Source organism: Streptomyces sp. NPDC092370, assembly GCF_044755265.1.
Classification (GTDB): domain Bacteria; phylum Actinomycetota; class Actinomycetes; order Streptomycetales; family Streptomycetaceae; genus Streptomyces.
The window spans coordinates 995,493-1,009,445 of record NZ_JBIVQO010000001.1 but is presented as its reverse complement, the minus strand read 5'-3'; the positions used below and the strand labels follow the sequence as shown (position 1 = coordinate 1,009,445).

The window sequence follows — 13,953 nt, the reverse complement described above, 5'->3', positions numbered from 1 at the left end:
CACCCCAATGCCTGTGCGGGGCCGCCTCCCGTCAGGAGCCGGCGCCCGGCCTGTCCACGAGTTCCACCTGGTCCACCGCGTTGCACCAGCGGCAGCGCACCGACTCGATGCTCTCACTGAGCACCTCGCGCTCCTCGACCTTCGGCTCTCCGGCCAGGTCGAGGTGGACGTACTCGACGACCTTCGACGAGCGGGTCACGTCGAACCTCGTGAGGTTGCCGCAGAGGGTGCAGCGCCACCGCGTCTCGGCGGTCGGCAGGGGAACCGTCATCGTGACCTGTTCTCTTTCCTTCTAGTGTCCGTGACGCGACCGGCATCCCCGGTGCGTATGGCTCGTAACCCTACGGCCTGGCGGGTCCTCGCCGCCTGCCCGTCCACGGCGGCGAGGCGACCTGGGTGGTTGCGTCCGTTTGCGTCATGCTTTGTGCTCATGATCTCCAAGTGGAGTGCGTCGATCGTCCGGGCCGGCAGATCGGTCAGGGGGTCGTCGGCGCCGGTGACGTACTCACTGATCGCCCTGTGCTGTCTGTCCTTCCTGGCCGGACCCGCCTCGGGCCTGAACCCGGCGTACGGCACCGGCGACGAGCTCCTGGCCGTACAGCGGGCCTACTTCCGGCGCTGGGGGGTGATTCCCGCAGAACTGTTCGAAGGGTCCGCGGGGTCGGCCCTCACGCCCGCGACGGCGCTCTTCGTCCACGGCAGCTGGGTGCACCTGCTCGGCAACATGCTCTTCCTCTACGTCTTCGGGGCGATGACCGAGGAACGGATGGGCCGCGTGCAGTTCACCCTGTTCTACGTCGGCTGCGGCTACCTGGCCCTGCTGGGCTACACCGTCGCCAACGCGCACTCCGAGCAGTCCCTGGTCGGCGCCTCGGGGGCGATCTCGGCGGTCCTCGGCGCGTTCCTGTACCTGTTCCCCCGCGCCCGGGTCACCAGTCTCCTGCCGTTCCTCTTCTTCCTTCCGGTGCGCTTCCCGGCGTGGGTCGTACTGCCGTTCTGGGCGGCGCTGCAGTGGCTGGCGGCGGGGCGGGCCTCGGACGGGCCGGGGGTGGCCTACCTCGCCCACCTCATCGGGTTCGGTCTGGGCTTCGGCTATGCGTCGGTCCGCTACGGCCGCCCCACCAGCCCTACTAGAGTGAAGGCCGCCCCTGCTCCGGCCCCCGAGGGAGAGAACCAGCCGTGATCACCGCGATCGTCCTGATCAAGACCAGCGTGGACCGGATCCCCGAGATCGCCGAGTCGATCGCGGCGCTGGACAGCGTCAGCGAGGTCTTCTCCGTCACCGGCACCTACGACCTGATCGCGATGGTCCGGGTGAAGGAGCACGAGGACCTGGCGGAGGTCATCCCGGGCCGGATCAGCAAGATCCCCGGAGTGGAGGGGACCGACACGCACGTGGCGTTCCGTACGTACTCGCAGCACGACCTGGAGGCGGCATTCTCGATCGGCCTGGACAACTGAGGCCGTCGCGTCCCGCCCCGCGCGCGTGACCTGCTCACGGACACCCCCGAACCCGCCCCGCGGATGATCGTCCCGGGCAGCCGCCCACCGGCTCAGGCGGAGGTGTCCGGCACGCAGCGCCCGTCCTCGGTGCGGTAGTTCCACTTCGCCCCGTCCGTCACGAGCTCCCGCACCGCCCGCACGAACCGCTCCACGTGCTCGTCCGGCGTGCCCGCGCCGAAGCTGACCCGGATGGCGTTGAGCGACTTCTCCCCGGGCACGGCCTCCGGCGACCCGCACTCCCCCTGCGACTGCGGGTCGCTGCCGAGCAGCGTGCGCACCAGCGGATGGGCGCAGAACAGCCCGTCCCGCACGCCGATGCCGTACTCGGCGGACAGGGCGGCGGCGAAGTGGGAGCTGTTCCAGCCCTCGACGACGAAGGAGAGCACCCCGACCCGCGGGGCGTCGTCCCCGAAGAGGGACAGGAACCGCACCTGGGGAACGCCGGCGAGACCCTCCCGGACCGCGCGGATGAGGTACTGCTCACGGGCCACGAGGGTGTCGAAACCGGCCTCGGTCAGCGCCTTGCAGGCCGAGGCGACGGCGTAGGCGCCGATGACGTTGGGCGAACCGGCCTCATGGCGGGCGGCGCTGTCGTGCCACTCCACGTCCACTCCCCCGTCATCCCGCCGGCCGACCTTGCGGCTGGCGCCGCCGCCCGCGAGATACGGCTCGGCGGCGCGCAGCCAGTCGGCCCGTCCGGCCAGGACGCCCGAGCCGAAGGGCGCGTACAGCTTGTGCCCGGAGAAGGCGACCCAGTCCACGTCGAGGCCGGCGACGGACACCGGGTGGTGCGGGGCCAGCTGGGCGGCGTCCAGCACGATCCGCGCACCGTGGGCGTGCGCGGCCGCGGCGAGTTCCCGTACGGGCCACAGCTCGCCGGTGACGTTCGAGGCGCCGGTGACGCAGACCAAGGCCGGCCCGTGGCCCCCCTCGGTCGACACAGACCGGCCGGCCAGGGCGCGCTCCAGGGTCTCGACGGCCTCACGGGGGCTGCGCGGGGCGTCGAGGCACGTCACGCGGGCGTTGCGCCAGGGCAGCAGGGCGGCGTGGTGCTCGGTCTCGAAGACGAAGACCTGGCAGTCGGCGGGGAGCGCGGCGGCGAGGAGGTTGAGGGAGTCGGTGGTGGAGCGGGTGAAGATCACCTGGTCGCCCTCGCGGCAGTCGAGGAACTCCGCGACGGTCCGGCGGGCGTTCTCGAACAAGTCGGTCGACAGCTGGGACAGGTACCCGGCCCCGCGGTGCACGCTGCCGTAGTACGGCGCGTAGGCGGCCACGTCGTCCCAGACCCGCTGGAGGGCCGGGGCGCTGGCGGCGTAGTCGAGCGCGGCGTAGGTGACTTCGCCCCCGGTCACGAGCGGGACGGTGACATCCCGGCCCAGAACGGGCAGCGGGGCACAAACAGACTGATCGGCGGCAACGGTGGAGACGGACATGGGTGAACTCCCGTGACGGCAGGTGGAATCCGCCCGCGAGCACATACGGCTACAAGCGGGGGTGAAGGAAAGAGGGGATGCGGAGGCGGGGCTCTGCGGCCCTATCGCATTCGCTGGTTCACGAGAGACTCCTCGTCACGCGCTTGCCACAGACCTCGCTGCCTGCGGCCTGGTCTTCACCCGGGGCACCCCGCCACGGACGGAGGGTTGCCGGACAGTCGGCCGGGGCCTCATGACTGTCACTCATGACCTGCCGGGAACGTACGCGAAAAGATCGGCGTCCCGCAACCCGAGTCCGGATCGCGGGACGCCGTCCCGGTTCCCTACGTGTTGCTCGCGGCCACCCAGCGCTCCAGCGTCCGCTTCGCCGCACCGGAGTCGATCGACTCGGCCGCCTTCACCATCGCGGCGCGGATCTGATCGGCCAGTGGCGCGGTGGTGGGCTCCAGGGCCACCAGGGCCGCGGCCGAGTTCAGCACCACCGCGTCCCGCACCGGCCCCGTCTCTCCGTCCAGCAGCCGCCGCGCGACCTCCGCGTTGTAGGAGGCGTCCGCGCCACGCAGAGCCTCGACGGGGACCAGTTCGAGGCCCACGTCCCGGGGGTCGAAGGCCTCCTCGGTCACCTCGCCGTCCCGGACGATCCAGACCCGGGACGTGGCCGTGGTGGTGAGCTCGTCGAGGCCGTCGTCACCCCGGAAGACCAGGGACGAGTTGCCGCGTTCGGCGAACACGCCCGCGACGATCGGCGCCATGCGGGGGTCCGCCACGCCGACGGCCTGGGCCCGGACCCGGGCCGGGTTGGTCAGCGGGCCGAGGGCGTTGAACACCGTGCGGATACCCAACTGGCCGCGGGCCGCGCCCGCGTGCCGCAGCGCCGGGTGGAACTTCACCGCGAAGCAGAAGGTGATCCCGGCCTCCTCGGCCACCTCGGCGACCCGGTGCAGCGGCAGTTCCAGGTTGACCCCGAGCTTCTCCAGCACGTCGGAGGCCCCGGACGCCGAGGACGCGGCCCGGTTGCCGTGCTTGACGACCTTCGCGCCGGTGCCCGCGACGACGATCGAGGACATCGTGGAGATGTTGACCGTCTTCGCGCCGTCACCGCCGGTGCCGACGATGTCGACCGTCGCCCCGGGCACCTCGATCACGTTGGCATGCTCGTACATCGCGCGGACCAGGCCGTTGATCTCCTCGACGGTCTCGCCCTTGGCGCGCAGGGCCACGACGAACCCGGCGATCTGCGCCTCGGTCGCCTCACCGCGCATGATGCGGTCCATCGCCCAGGCGGTGTCGTCGGCGCCCAGGTGCCTGCCGTCCAGCAGGCCGTTCAGCAGCAGGGGCCAGGAGCGGCCCGCCGCGGTGTCGCCTCCAGCGGGGGTCACAGCGCTCATAAGCCGCTCCAGGGTCAGGCGTCCCGCACTACGGGACGAGAATCTCAACGAGGTCCACCCTATCCAGCCCCGAGCGCGGCGAAGGGCCCCGTCCGACGATCGGACGGGGCCCTTCGGTGTGGCGTGGCGAAGCAGTGATCAGTGGTGGCCGTGGCCGCTCGTGATCTCCCGGTACTCCTCGGCGGTGGGCTTCGGGATCTGGGCACCCTCGCCGTAGTAGGCGTCGCTGAGCTTGGCGCGCAGCTTCTCGGAGCCCTTCACCTTGCGCTCGACACCGTTCTCGTCGACCGTCGGGCCGATCTCGGCCGGCTTGTACTGCTCGTGCGCGGTGAGCGTGTACATCTGCTCCTGGCTGAGCGGCTCGTGCACCTCGATGAACTCACCGTGCGGCAGGCGCTTGATGATGCCCGACTCGCGGCCGTGCAGCACCTTCTCCTTGTCCCGGCGCTGCAGGCCGAGGCAGATGCGCTTGGTGACGATGAAGGCGATGACCGGTCCGACGAAGAACCCGATCCGGACGAACCAGGTCACCGCGTTGATCGACAGATGGAAGTGCGTGGCGACGATGTCGTTGCCACCGCCGATCAGCATGATGATGTAGCCGGTGACCCACGCGACACCGACGCCGGTGCGGGTCGGGGCGTTGCGCGGCCGGTCCAGGATGTGGTGCTCGCGCTTGTCCCCGGTGACCCACGACTCGATGAACGGGTAGAGGGCGATGATCGCGAGGAACACACCGAAGAGCACCAGCGGGATGAACACGCCCAGGACGAGGGTGTGGCCCCAGAGGTTGATCTCCCAGCCCGGCATCGCCCGGATCAGGCCTTCGGCGAAGCCCATGTACCAGTCGGGCTGGGCACCGGTGGACACCTGGTCGGGCCGGTACGGGCCCAGGACCCAGATCGGGTTGATCGTCGCGATCGCGGCGAGGGCCGAGATGAGACCGAAGACCAGGAAGAAGAAGCCTCCGGCCTTGGCCATGTAGACCGGCAGCAGCGGCATGCCGACGACGTTCTTGTTGGTCCGGCCGGGACCCGCGAACTGGGTGTGCTTGTGGTAGAAGACCAGGATCAGGTGGCCGACCACGAGCCCGAGCATGATGCCCGGCAGCAGCAGGATGTGGATCGAGTAGAACCGGGCGACGAAGTCGGTGCCCGGGAACTCCCCGCCGAACAGGAACATCGAGATGTACGTGCCCACGATCGGCACGGACAGGATCGCGCCCTGCGTGAAGCGGACACCGGTGCCGGAGAGCAGGTCGTCCGGGAGCGAGTAACCGGTGAAACCGGTGAACATGCCCAGGACGAACAGCAGGAAGCCGAACAGCCAGTTGATCTCGCGCGGCTTGCGGAACGCGCCGGTGAAGAAGACGCGCATCATGTGCACGAACATGCCGGCGAGGAAGATGATCGCCGCCCAGTGGTGGATCTGCCGGATGAGCAGACCGCCGCGGACGTCGAAGCTGATGTCCAGGGTGGAGGCGAACGCCTCCGACATCAGCTGCCCCTGGAGCGGCACGTAGCTGCCGTGGTACTCCACCTCGTTCATCGACGGGTGGAAGAACAGCGTCAGGTACACACCCGTGAGGATGATGATGATGAAGCTGTAGAGGCAGATCTCACCCAGCATGAAGGACCAGTGGTCCGGGAAGATCTTGCGCATGTTGGCCTTGGCCAGGGAGTAGATCCCGAGGCGGCCGTCGGCCCAGTCGGCTACCCGCTCACCCGCGGGCGCCTTGCGGCGTGTCTGTGCAGTGCTCATCCGCGCTCCCAGAAAGCAGGGCCGACGGGCTCTTCGAAGTCGCCGAGCGCCTCGAGGTAGCCCTCGTCGTTCACGCCGATGCGGAGCTGCGGCAGGGCGTGACCAGCGGGACCGAAGATCACTCGGGCACCGTCGGAGAGGTCGAAGGTGGACTGGTGGCAGGGGCAGAGCACGTGATGCGTCTGCTGCTCGTACAGGGAGATCGGGCAACCGACGTGGGTGCAGATCTTCGAGTACGCGACGATGCCCTCGTGCGACCACTCGAGCTCGCGCTTGTCCTTGATGTTCTCCGGCTGGATCCGGACGATCATCAGGGCGGCCTTGGCGATCTCGTTCTGGAAGTCGTGGTCGTGCTCCTCCAGGCCCTCGGGCTTGGCGAAGGTCAGCGAACCGACCGCGACGTCGGAGGGACGCAGCGGCTCGTTGGTGTTCATGTTGACGAGCAGCTTGCCCTTGGACCAGAGCGTGTGGCGGAGCTTCTCACCAGGCAGCGGGCCGAGGTCGCGCAGCAGCACGACTCCGGAGAGCGGCACCAGCGTGAGCGCCCCGAGCATGGTGTTGCGGATCAGCTTGCGGCGGCCGAGCGCGGACTCCTTGGCGCCCTGCTTGAAGTCCGCGAAGACCTTCTCGCGGACCTCGGGCGTCGCCTCGATCGGGTGCCGCTCGTCGGCGACCTCCACGTCCGACATCAGGGTGCGGGCCCAGTGGACCGCGCCCGCGCCGATGCAGAACAGCGCGATGCCGAGCGTCATGCCCAGCGCGAAGTTCAGGGCGCTGATGTGGCCGAGCGGCCAGATGTAGACCGCCTTGTCGACCGGGATCGCCACGAACGCGGCGATGAAGGCGATGGTGGCCAGCATCGACGTCGTGAACATCAGGGCGACCGCGCGCTCGGACCGCTTGGCGGCCCGCTCGTCGACGTCCTGGATGCGGTGCTCGTGAGGCGGCAGGCCCGGGTCGGCGAACGGGTGCTTGTCGTCCGCGACGCTCACCGCGCCGTGCCCGTGCTCGTCATGTCCTGCGGACTGCGCGGCAGGCAGGTTCTCTTCTGGAATGTCTTGGCTACTCATGACTTCTTGGCCTTTGCGGTCCGGGCGGCGACCCACACGGCGACGGCGATCAGACCGCCGAGACCGAAGATCCAGCCGAAGAGGCCCTCACTGACCGGCCCGAGGCCACCCAGTTCGAGGCCGCCGGGGCTCTCGGTCTTTTCGCTGTTGACCGCGTCGAGGTACGCGATGATGTCCTTCTTGTTCTTCTCCGACAGCGTGGTGTCGGGGAAGGACGGCATGTTCTGCGGGCCGGTCTGCATGGCCTCGTAGATGTGCTTCGGGGAGACGCCCTCGAGGCTCGGCGCGTACTTGCCGTGCGTCAGCGCGCCGCCCTTGCCGGTGAAGTTGTGGCACTGCGCGCAGTTGTTGCGGAACAGCTCACCGCCCTTGGCGATGTCGGCACCCTGGGGGCCGTACTGCTCCTCCGTCGGGACGGACGGACCGGCGCCCAGCGAGGCGATGTACGCCGCGAGCTGGTCGATCTCGGCCTGCGAGTAGATGTTCTTCTTCTCCGGGACCTGGGGGCCCTGGGAGGTGGCGGCCGGCATCCGGCCGGTGGCCACCTGGAAGTCTACGGCCGCTGCGCCCACACCCACCAGGCTCGGCCCGTCGGAGGTGCCCTGACCGCCGGTGCCGTGGCAACTGGCGCAGCCGACGGCGTAGAGCTTCTTGCCCTCCTCGATGGTGAGGGACTGGGCGGTTTCGTCGGCCTGCGCCTGGCCCGCGGGTGCGAACACGGCGTACAGCCCCCCGGTGCATGCCAGCGCGAGGAGTAGGACGACGAGCGCCGCCAGCGGGTGGCGTCGTCGTGCGGAGAGCTTTTTCACGGATTACCCCGGTGTCAGGATCTTCTGCGTCGATGCTTCTGGGATGCGCGCTTCTTCGAGCACGCGCGGATGCGGGCCCTGCTACTTGATCATGTAGATCGTGGCGAAGAGACCGATCCAGACGACATCGACGAAGTGCCAGTAGTAGGACACGACGATCGCGGCCGTCGCCTGCTCGTGGGTGAACCTCCGGGCCGCGTAGGTCCGGCCGAGGACCAGCAGGAAGGCGATGAGACCGCCCGTCACGTGCAGGCCGTGGAAGCCGGTGGTCAGGTAGAACACCGAGCCGTACGGGTCGGAGGACAGGGACAGGCCCGCCTCCTTGACCAGCTCCGTGTACTCGAAGACCTGACCTCCGATGAAGATCGCACCCATCACGAAGGTGACGATGAACCACATCCGGAGCTTCTTCACGTCACCGCGCTCGGCGGCGAAGACGCCGAGCTGGCAGGTGAGTGAAGAGAGCACCAGGATGGTGGTGTTCGTCGCCGAGAACGGGAAGTTGAGATGGGCAGCCATCTCCTTCCAGTGATCGGGACCCGTCACCGATCGCAGGGTGAAGTACATCGCGAAGAGGGCCGCGAAGAACATCAGCTCGGAACTCAGCCAGATGATGGTTCCGACGCTGGTGAGGTTCGGCCGGTTGACCGACGGGTGCGCGTGCCCGGTTTCTACTGTCGTTGCTGTCGCCACGACCGACATTATGTCGGTCGCTTATCCCGCCCTCACTCCGGGGGGTGCCGTTCGGAGTGTCTGAGCCGGTCGTACCGGTGTTGACGTGGTCTTCAAGGGAGTAGCATCCGGCCCAACGGGCCTGTCCTTACGACGCTGACGTCACGGAGGAACAATGCAGCCGACCGCCACGGTGCTGGTCTACAGCGACGACTCCAACACCCGGGAGCAGGTGCGGCTCGCCACGGGACGAAGGCCGGCTCCGGACGTTCCCGTGGTGGAGTTCGTGGAGTGCGCGACTCCCGCCGCGGTGCTCACGGAGCTGGACCGGGGTGGGATCGACGTCTGTGTGCTGGACGGCGAGGCCGTGCCGATGGGCGGCATGGGGATGTGCCGGCAGATCAAGGACGAGGTGTTCGACTGCCCGCCGGTTCTGCTGCTGATGGGACGGCCCCAGGATGCGTGGCTGGCGACCTGGAGTCGTGCGGAGTCGGCCGTGACCTTGCCGGTGGAACCGGTGGAGTTCGCGTCCGCGCTGGCGTCCCTGCTGCGGGAGAAGGCGGCCTTGAACGCCTGAGGACTCGGCGCTTCCGCTTGTATGGCGACCTGGGTGCGTGGGGGGTTGTTCGCGCGGTTCCCCGCGCCCCTGAGGGCGTTCAGACGCTCTGCGGGCGCAGGCGGGCTCTGTCGGCCGCGGTGGGGCCGTCCGGGGTGCCGCCCACGAGGGCGCTGCCGGTGCGCCACTTCGCCCAGTCGAGGTTCCAGTCGCCGAAGCCGTTGCCGAAGGGCGCCATCGTGTCGCCGCCGGAGTTCACGACCTTGACGATGTCGCCCTCGCGGACGGTTTCGTAGAACCACGCCGCGTTCTCGGTGCTCATGCCGGTGCAGCCGTGGCTGACGTTGGCGTAGCCCTGGGAGCCGACGGACCAGGGGGCGGCGTGGACGTACTCGCCGCTGTGGGTGACCCGGACCGAGTGGTGCACCACCAGGTCGTAGAAGTCCGAGGCGCCGATGCTGGCGCTGGTCATGCGGACGGTGCCCTCCTTGGCCAGGACGACCTTGACGCCGTTGCGCGTGTCGTAACCGGGCATGCCCGTGGTGACCGGGATCTCCCGGACGATCTCGTCGTTCTTGTAGACGGTCATCCGGTGGGCGGCTGCGTCCGTGAGGGCTATGAGCTTGTCCGCGGTGGTGATGGTCAGCGGCTTGGCCTTGCCGCCCCACATCCGGTCGCCGATCTTGATGCCCTGGAGGTTGCTGCGGACCTGGACGGTGGCCCGGGCGGGCCAGTAGTCCTTGGGACGGTAGTGCAGCTTCTTGTCGTCCACCCAGTGCCAGGCGCCGTCCGTGGCGGGGGTCGAGGAGACCTTGAGGGCGCGTTCCACGACGGCCCGCTGGGCCTTGACCTTGACGGGCTGGCTCAGCTCGGCCGTGATCGGCTGGCCGACGCCGTAGGTGCCCGCCCTGGGGCCGAAGGTGACGTCCAGGCGCTTCTTGGTGGTCGGCTTGCCGGTGTCGAAGGTGACGACCTTGCGTCCGGGCGCGCCGTCCTCGTCCTCGGTGCTCACCCGGACCGTGTAGCTGGCGTTGGCGGCGAGCGGGGAGGTGCTGTGCCAGCGGCTGCCGTCGGCGGCGAGTTCGCCCGCCACGTAGCGTCCTGAGGCGTCGTGGGCGGTGACGTCCGTGATGCGCCCGCCGGAGTCCTCGACGACTTCGAGGGGCTTGTCCGGGTCGGCCTTCTCGCGGCCCTCGGAGGGGGCGTTGAAGGACACCTGGTCCGCGGCGTCGTAGGGGCGGGCGGCGAGCGGGTTGCCGTCCGAGCCGCAGGCGGTGACGCCCGCGCAGAGGGATATCACCAGCAGCGTGCAGCCCACGGCGGTGCGGGGGCGGGAGATCACTGTGTGGCTCATGACCCCACGCTAGGAAGCAGGGTCAACAGCGGCACGCCGAATGACTCGTACGAGTGACATGTATTGCGGCAGAAGAAGGGGCCCGGACCCTCCTCTCGGAGTGTCCGGGCCCCTGTGCGCTCGGCGCGTGTTACTGGGTGCGGTTCTCACCGCGGTAGTACTCGAAGACCCAGCCCCAGACCCCGATCAGGATGATCGGCAGCGAGAAGTACATCAGCCACCAGCCGATCGCGATCGACAGGAAGGCGAGGGCGCCGCCGATGGCCAGCGAGAGCGGCTGCCAGCTGTGCGGGCTGAAGAACCCGACCTCGCCGGCGTCGTCCGCGACGTCCGCCTCCTTGTTGTCCTGCGCGCCCACGTCGACCCTCTTGGCCGTGAAGCCGAGATAGAAGCCGATCATGATGCACAGGCCGAAGGCCAGGAAGAGGGCCGTGGTGCCGGCCGGTTCCTGCGACCAGAAGCCGTAGACGACCGCCATGACGAGCACGAATGCGCTCAGCCACATGAACATCTTGCCCTGGATCTTCACTTGCCGGCCTCCTTGCCGCCAGCGAGGGCCTTGTCGCCGTGACCGGTGTTCTCGAGCTGGTCGAGAGCGGCGATCTCGGGGTGGTGCAGGTCGAACGCCGGGGATTCACTGCGGATCCGCGGCATGGTGATGAAGTTGTGCCGCGGCGGCGGGCAGGAGGTCGCCCACTCCAGGGAACGGCCGTAGCCCCACGGGTCGTCGACGCCGACCGGCTTGCCGTACTTGGCCGTCTTCCACACGTTGTAGAAGAACGGCAGGATCGACATGCCGAGCAGGAACGAGCTGATCGTCGAGATCGTGTTCAGCGCGGTGAAGCCGTCGGCCGCCAGGTAGTCGGCGTAACGGCGCGGCATGCCCTCGGCGCCCAGCCAGTGCTGGACCAGGAACGTGCCGTGGAAGCCGATGAACAGCGTCCAGAAGGTGATCTTGCCGAGGCGCTCGTCCAGCATCTTGCCGGTCCACTTCGGCCACCAGAAGTGGAAGCCGGAGAACATCGCGAAGACCACGGTGCCGAAGACGACGTAGTGGAAGTGGGCCACCACGAAGTAGGAGTCGGAGACGTGGAAGTCCATCGGCGGCGAGGCCAGGATGACACCGGTCAGACCACCGAAGGTGAAGGTGATCAGGAAGCCGGTCGCCCAGAGCATCGGCGTCTCGAAGGACAGCGAGCCCTTCCACATGGTGCCGATCCAGTTGAAGAACTTCACACCGGTCGGGACCGCGATGAGGAACGTCATGAAGGAGAAGAACGGCAGCAGCACACCGCCGGTGACGTACATGTGGTGCGCCCACACCGTCACGGACAGACCCGCGATCGCGATGGTCGCGCCGATCAGACCCGTGTAGCCGAACATCGGCTTGCGGGAGAAGACCGGAATGACCTCGGAGATGATGCCGAAGAACGGCAGGGCGATGATGTACACCTCCGGATGGCCGAAGAACCAGAAGAGGTGTTGCCACAGCAACGCGCCGCCGTTGGCGGAGTCGAAGATGTGGGCGCCGAACTTGCGGTCCGCCTCCAGGGCGAACAGGGCCGCGGCCAGGACCGGGAAGGCGAGCAGGACCAGGACACCGGTCAGCAGCACGTTCCAGGTGAAGATCGGCATGCGGAACATCGTCATGCCCGGGGCGCGCATGCAGATGATCGTGGTGATGAAGTTGACCGAGCCGAGGATGGTGCCGAAGCCGGAGAAGGCCAGACCCATGATCCACATGTCGGCGCCGATGCCCGGGGAGCGGACCGCGTCCGAGAGCGGGCTGTAGGCGAACCAGCCGAAGTCCGCGGCGCCCTGCGGGGTGAGGAAGCCGCCGACCGCGATGAGCGAGCCGAACAGGTACAGCCAGTAGGCGAACATGTTCAGCCGCGGGAACGCCACGTCCGGCGCGCCGATCTGCAGCGGCATGATCCAGTTCGCGAAGCCGGCGAACAGCGGCGTCGCGAACATCAGCAGCATGATCGTGCCGTGCATCGTGAACGCCTGGTTGAACTGTTCGTTCGACATGATCTGCAGACCAGGGCGGGCGAGCTCGGCGCGCATGAGCAGCGCCATCACACCACCGATGACGAAGAACGCGAACGACGTCACCAGGTACAGCGTGCCGATCGTCTTGTGATCCGTGGTCGTCAGCCACTTGACCACGACACTGCCGCGGTTCTGGCGCCGGACCGGCAACTCGTCCTCGTAGTGGGACCCAGCTGCCGCGGCACCCTTGGGTTCATTCAGGATGCTCACAGTACGTTCGACTCCCGGTTCTTCTCGTGGCCCGCCTGCTCGATGCCGGCGGGAACGTAACCGGTCTGCCCCTTCTTCACGAGGTCCTTGAGGTGCTGCTCGTAGCGCTCGGGGGAGACGACCTTCACGTTGAACAGCATCCGGGAGTGGTCGACGCCGCAGAGCTCGGCGCACTTGCCGAGGAAGGTGCCCTGCTTGTTGGGGGTCACCTCGAAGGCGTTGGTGTGGCCCGGGATGACGTCCTGCTTCATGAGGAACGGCACCACCCAGAACGAGTGGATGACGTCACGCGAGGTCAGGACGAAGCGGACCGTCTTGCCCTCGGGGAGCCAGAGGGTCGGGCCCGGGTTGTTGGTCTGCGGGTTCCGCGTACCGGGGGTGCCGCAGTCGTAGGTGCCGCCGGCGTTGGCCGGGAAGGCCTCCTTGAAGCGGTCCGGGATCGCGTCCAGGTCCTTGGAGGTCTTCGCGTCACCGGAGGAACCGGCGACGGGCTCGATGTAGTTGAAGCACCAGCTCCACTGGAAGCCGACCACGTTGACCGTGACGTCGGGCTTCTTCTTGAGGCTGAGCAGCTCGGACTCGTCACGGGCGGTGAAGTAGAACAGCACCGAGACGATGATGAGCGGGACCACGGTGTACAGCGCCTCGATGGGCATGTTGTACCGGGTCTGCGGAGGAACCTCGACCTTGGTGCGGCTGCGCCGGTGGAAGAAAGCACTCCACAGGATCAGACCCCACACCAGCACGCCGACGGCGAGCGCAGCCGCCCAGGACCCCTGCCACAGGGAGAGGATCCGCGGAGCCTCTTCCGTGGTCGGGGTGGGCATACCAAGGCGGGGGAAGTCTTCCCAGTTGTACGAGCAACCGGTGGCTGTCGCCAAGACCAGGCCCGCGGTCAGTGCCTGCAGCAGCTTCCGCCGCATCGGGCGCCGCGGCGAGCGGTCGGAGCCGTTGGGACTCACGTAGCGCCTTCCCGAGAGTCTCGCCCGCGCGGATCGGCTGCGGCCTGGCCTTCTCGCTGGTCGGTCGCGGCCCTGCGTCGGGCAGGGGTTTGGATGTTTATGCGGAGCAAACCCTAGCCGACGCCTTCCGGGGGTTCTCGGGGAGGGGTGCCTACTCACCCGGGTGGTTCGCCGATTTGGCGG

General features: G+C 68.2%; 14 protein-coding genes and 1 riboswitch. Of the genes, 3 read left to right on the top strand and 11 right to left on the bottom strand.

Going from position 1 to position 13,953, the window contains the following annotated elements:
* Positions 1–31: 31 nt before the first annotated feature.
* Positions 32–271, bottom strand: a complete 240-nt coding sequence (locus ACIQHQ_RS04530; RefSeq protein ID WP_351636562.1) for a hypothetical protein — start codon at positions 269–271, stop codon at positions 32–34.
* A 159-nt stretch (positions 272–430) separates the two neighbouring features.
* On the opposite strand from ACIQHQ_RS04530, the gene ACIQHQ_RS04525 reads away from it, so the two are divergent.
* Both ACIQHQ_RS04525 and ACIQHQ_RS04520 read left to right on the top strand, forming a co-directional pair.
* Positions 431–1,183: a rhomboid family intramembrane serine protease gene (locus tag ACIQHQ_RS04525; RefSeq protein WP_402609982.1), complete on the top strand. Its 753-nt coding sequence runs from the start codon at positions 431–433 to the stop codon at positions 1,181–1,183.
* On the top strand, positions 1,180–1,461 hold the full coding sequence (locus ACIQHQ_RS04520; protein WP_030848030.1) for an Lrp/AsnC family transcriptional regulator: 282 nt from the start codon (positions 1,180–1,182) through the stop codon (positions 1,459–1,461). Before ACIQHQ_RS04525 ends, ACIQHQ_RS04520 begins: the two co-directional genes overlap by 4 nt.
* Positions 1,462–1,553: 92 nt before the next feature.
* On the opposite strand, the gene ACIQHQ_RS04515 is transcribed toward ACIQHQ_RS04520, so the two are convergent.
* The 6 genes from ACIQHQ_RS04515 to ACIQHQ_RS04490 form a co-directional block, all read right to left on the bottom strand.
* Entirely contained in the window at positions 1,554–2,936 is a 1,383-nt protein-coding gene (locus ACIQHQ_RS04515; RefSeq protein WP_402609980.1) for an aminotransferase class V-fold PLP-dependent enzyme, read from the bottom strand.
* 134 nt (positions 2,937–3,070) lie between these two features.
* Positions 3,071–3,187: riboswitch (SAM riboswitch) on the bottom strand.
* Between the two features lie 72 nt (positions 3,188–3,259).
* Positions 3,260–4,324 carry an anthranilate phosphoribosyltransferase gene (trpD, locus tag ACIQHQ_RS04510; RefSeq protein ID WP_402609978.1) on the bottom strand — a complete coding sequence of 355 codons (1,065 nt, stop codon included), beginning with the start codon at positions 4,322–4,324 and terminating at the stop codon, positions 3,260–3,262.
* 138 nt (positions 4,325–4,462) lie between these two features.
* The gene (locus ACIQHQ_RS04505) at positions 4,463–6,085 is read right to left on the bottom strand and encodes a cytochrome bc complex cytochrome b subunit (protein WP_402609976.1); all 1,623 of its coding nucleotides are present in this window, start codon (positions 6,083–6,085) and stop codon (positions 4,463–4,465) included.
* Positions 6,082–7,155 carry a Rieske 2Fe-2S domain-containing protein gene (locus ACIQHQ_RS04500; RefSeq protein ID WP_402609974.1) on the bottom strand — a complete coding sequence of 358 codons (1,074 nt, stop codon included), beginning with the start codon at positions 7,153–7,155 and terminating at the stop codon, positions 6,082–6,084. Before ACIQHQ_RS04500 ends, ACIQHQ_RS04505 begins: the two co-directional genes overlap by 4 nt.
* Complete coding sequence (locus ACIQHQ_RS04495) at positions 7,152–7,964, bottom strand: c-type cytochrome (protein ID WP_402609972.1); 813 nt, start codon at positions 7,962–7,964, stop codon at positions 7,152–7,154. The genes ACIQHQ_RS04500 and ACIQHQ_RS04495 overlap by 4 nt, the downstream gene beginning before the upstream one ends.
* An 81-nt stretch (positions 7,965–8,045) precedes the next feature.
* Positions 8,046–8,666: a heme-copper oxidase subunit III gene (locus ACIQHQ_RS04490; protein ID WP_033312739.1), complete on the bottom strand. Its 621-nt coding sequence runs from the start codon at positions 8,664–8,666 to the stop codon at positions 8,046–8,048.
* Positions 8,667–8,811: 145 nt separating this feature from the next.
* Between ACIQHQ_RS04490 and ACIQHQ_RS04485 the strand changes: the two genes are divergently transcribed.
* Positions 8,812–9,213, top strand: a complete 402-nt coding sequence (locus ACIQHQ_RS04485) for a hypothetical protein (RefSeq protein ID WP_402609970.1) — start codon at positions 8,812–8,814, stop codon at positions 9,211–9,213.
* A 79-nt stretch (positions 9,214–9,292) separates the two neighbouring features.
* Here ACIQHQ_RS04485 and ACIQHQ_RS04480 read toward each other — a convergent pair whose 3' ends face one another.
* From ACIQHQ_RS04480 to coxB, 4 genes are all read right to left on the bottom strand, one after another.
* The gene (locus tag ACIQHQ_RS04480; RefSeq protein ID WP_402609968.1) at positions 9,293–10,546 is read right to left on the bottom strand and encodes an Ig-like domain-containing protein; all 1,254 of its coding nucleotides are present in this window, start codon (positions 10,544–10,546) and stop codon (positions 9,293–9,295) included.
* A gap of 130 nt (positions 10,547–10,676) precedes the next feature.
* Positions 10,677–11,075 (bottom strand): cytochrome c oxidase subunit 4, encoded by a 399-nt coding sequence (locus ACIQHQ_RS04475; RefSeq protein WP_390990242.1) that lies wholly within the window; start codon positions 11,073–11,075, stop codon positions 10,677–10,679.
* Positions 11,072–12,808 carry a cytochrome c oxidase subunit I gene (gene ctaD, locus ACIQHQ_RS04470; RefSeq protein ID WP_402609966.1) on the bottom strand — a complete coding sequence of 579 codons (1,737 nt, stop codon included), beginning with the start codon at positions 12,806–12,808 and terminating at the stop codon, positions 11,072–11,074. Before ctaD ends, ACIQHQ_RS04475 begins: the two co-directional genes overlap by 4 nt.
* On the bottom strand, positions 12,805–13,770 hold the full coding sequence (gene coxB, locus ACIQHQ_RS04465) for a cytochrome c oxidase subunit II (protein WP_402609964.1): 966 nt from the start codon (positions 13,768–13,770) through the stop codon (positions 12,805–12,807). Before coxB ends, ctaD begins: the two co-directional genes overlap by 4 nt.
* Between the last annotated feature and the right edge of the window lie 183 nt (positions 13,771–13,953).

What these genes read in the sequence shown, in the direction of transcription:
- ACIQHQ_RS04500 (WP_402609974.1), bottom strand. Translation starts at nt 7,155, where the DNA reads ATGAGTAGCCAAGACATTCCAGAAGAGAACCTGCCTGCCGCGCAGTCC.
- ACIQHQ_RS04485 (WP_402609970.1), top strand. Translation starts at nt 8,812, where the DNA reads ATGCAGCCGACCGCCACGGTGCTGGTCTACAGCGACGACTCCAACACC.
- trpD (WP_402609978.1), bottom strand. Translation starts at nt 4,324, where the DNA reads ATGAGCGCTGTGACCCCCGCTGGAGGCGACACCGCGGCGGGCCGCTCC.
- ACIQHQ_RS04505 (WP_402609976.1), bottom strand. Translation starts at nt 6,085, where the DNA reads ATGAGCACTGCACAGACACGCCGCAAGGCGCCCGCGGGTGAGCGGGTA.
- ACIQHQ_RS04525 (WP_402609982.1), top strand. Translation starts at nt 431, where the DNA reads ATGATCTCCAAGTGGAGTGCGTCGATCGTCCGGGCCGGCAGATCGGTC.
- ACIQHQ_RS04480 (WP_402609968.1), bottom strand. Translation starts at nt 10,546, where the DNA reads ATGAGCCACACAGTGATCTCCCGCCCCCGCACCGCCGTGGGCTGCACG.
- ACIQHQ_RS04515 (WP_402609980.1), bottom strand. Translation starts at nt 2,936, where the DNA reads ATGTCCGTCTCCACCGTTGCCGCCGATCAGTCTGTTTGTGCCCCGCTG.
- ACIQHQ_RS04530 (WP_351636562.1), bottom strand. Translation starts at nt 271, where the DNA reads ATGACGGTTCCCCTGCCGACCGCCGAGACGCGGTGGCGCTGCACCCTC.
- ACIQHQ_RS04490 (WP_033312739.1), bottom strand. Translation starts at nt 8,666, where the DNA reads ATGTCGGTCGTGGCGACAGCAACGACAGTAGAAACCGGGCACGCGCAC.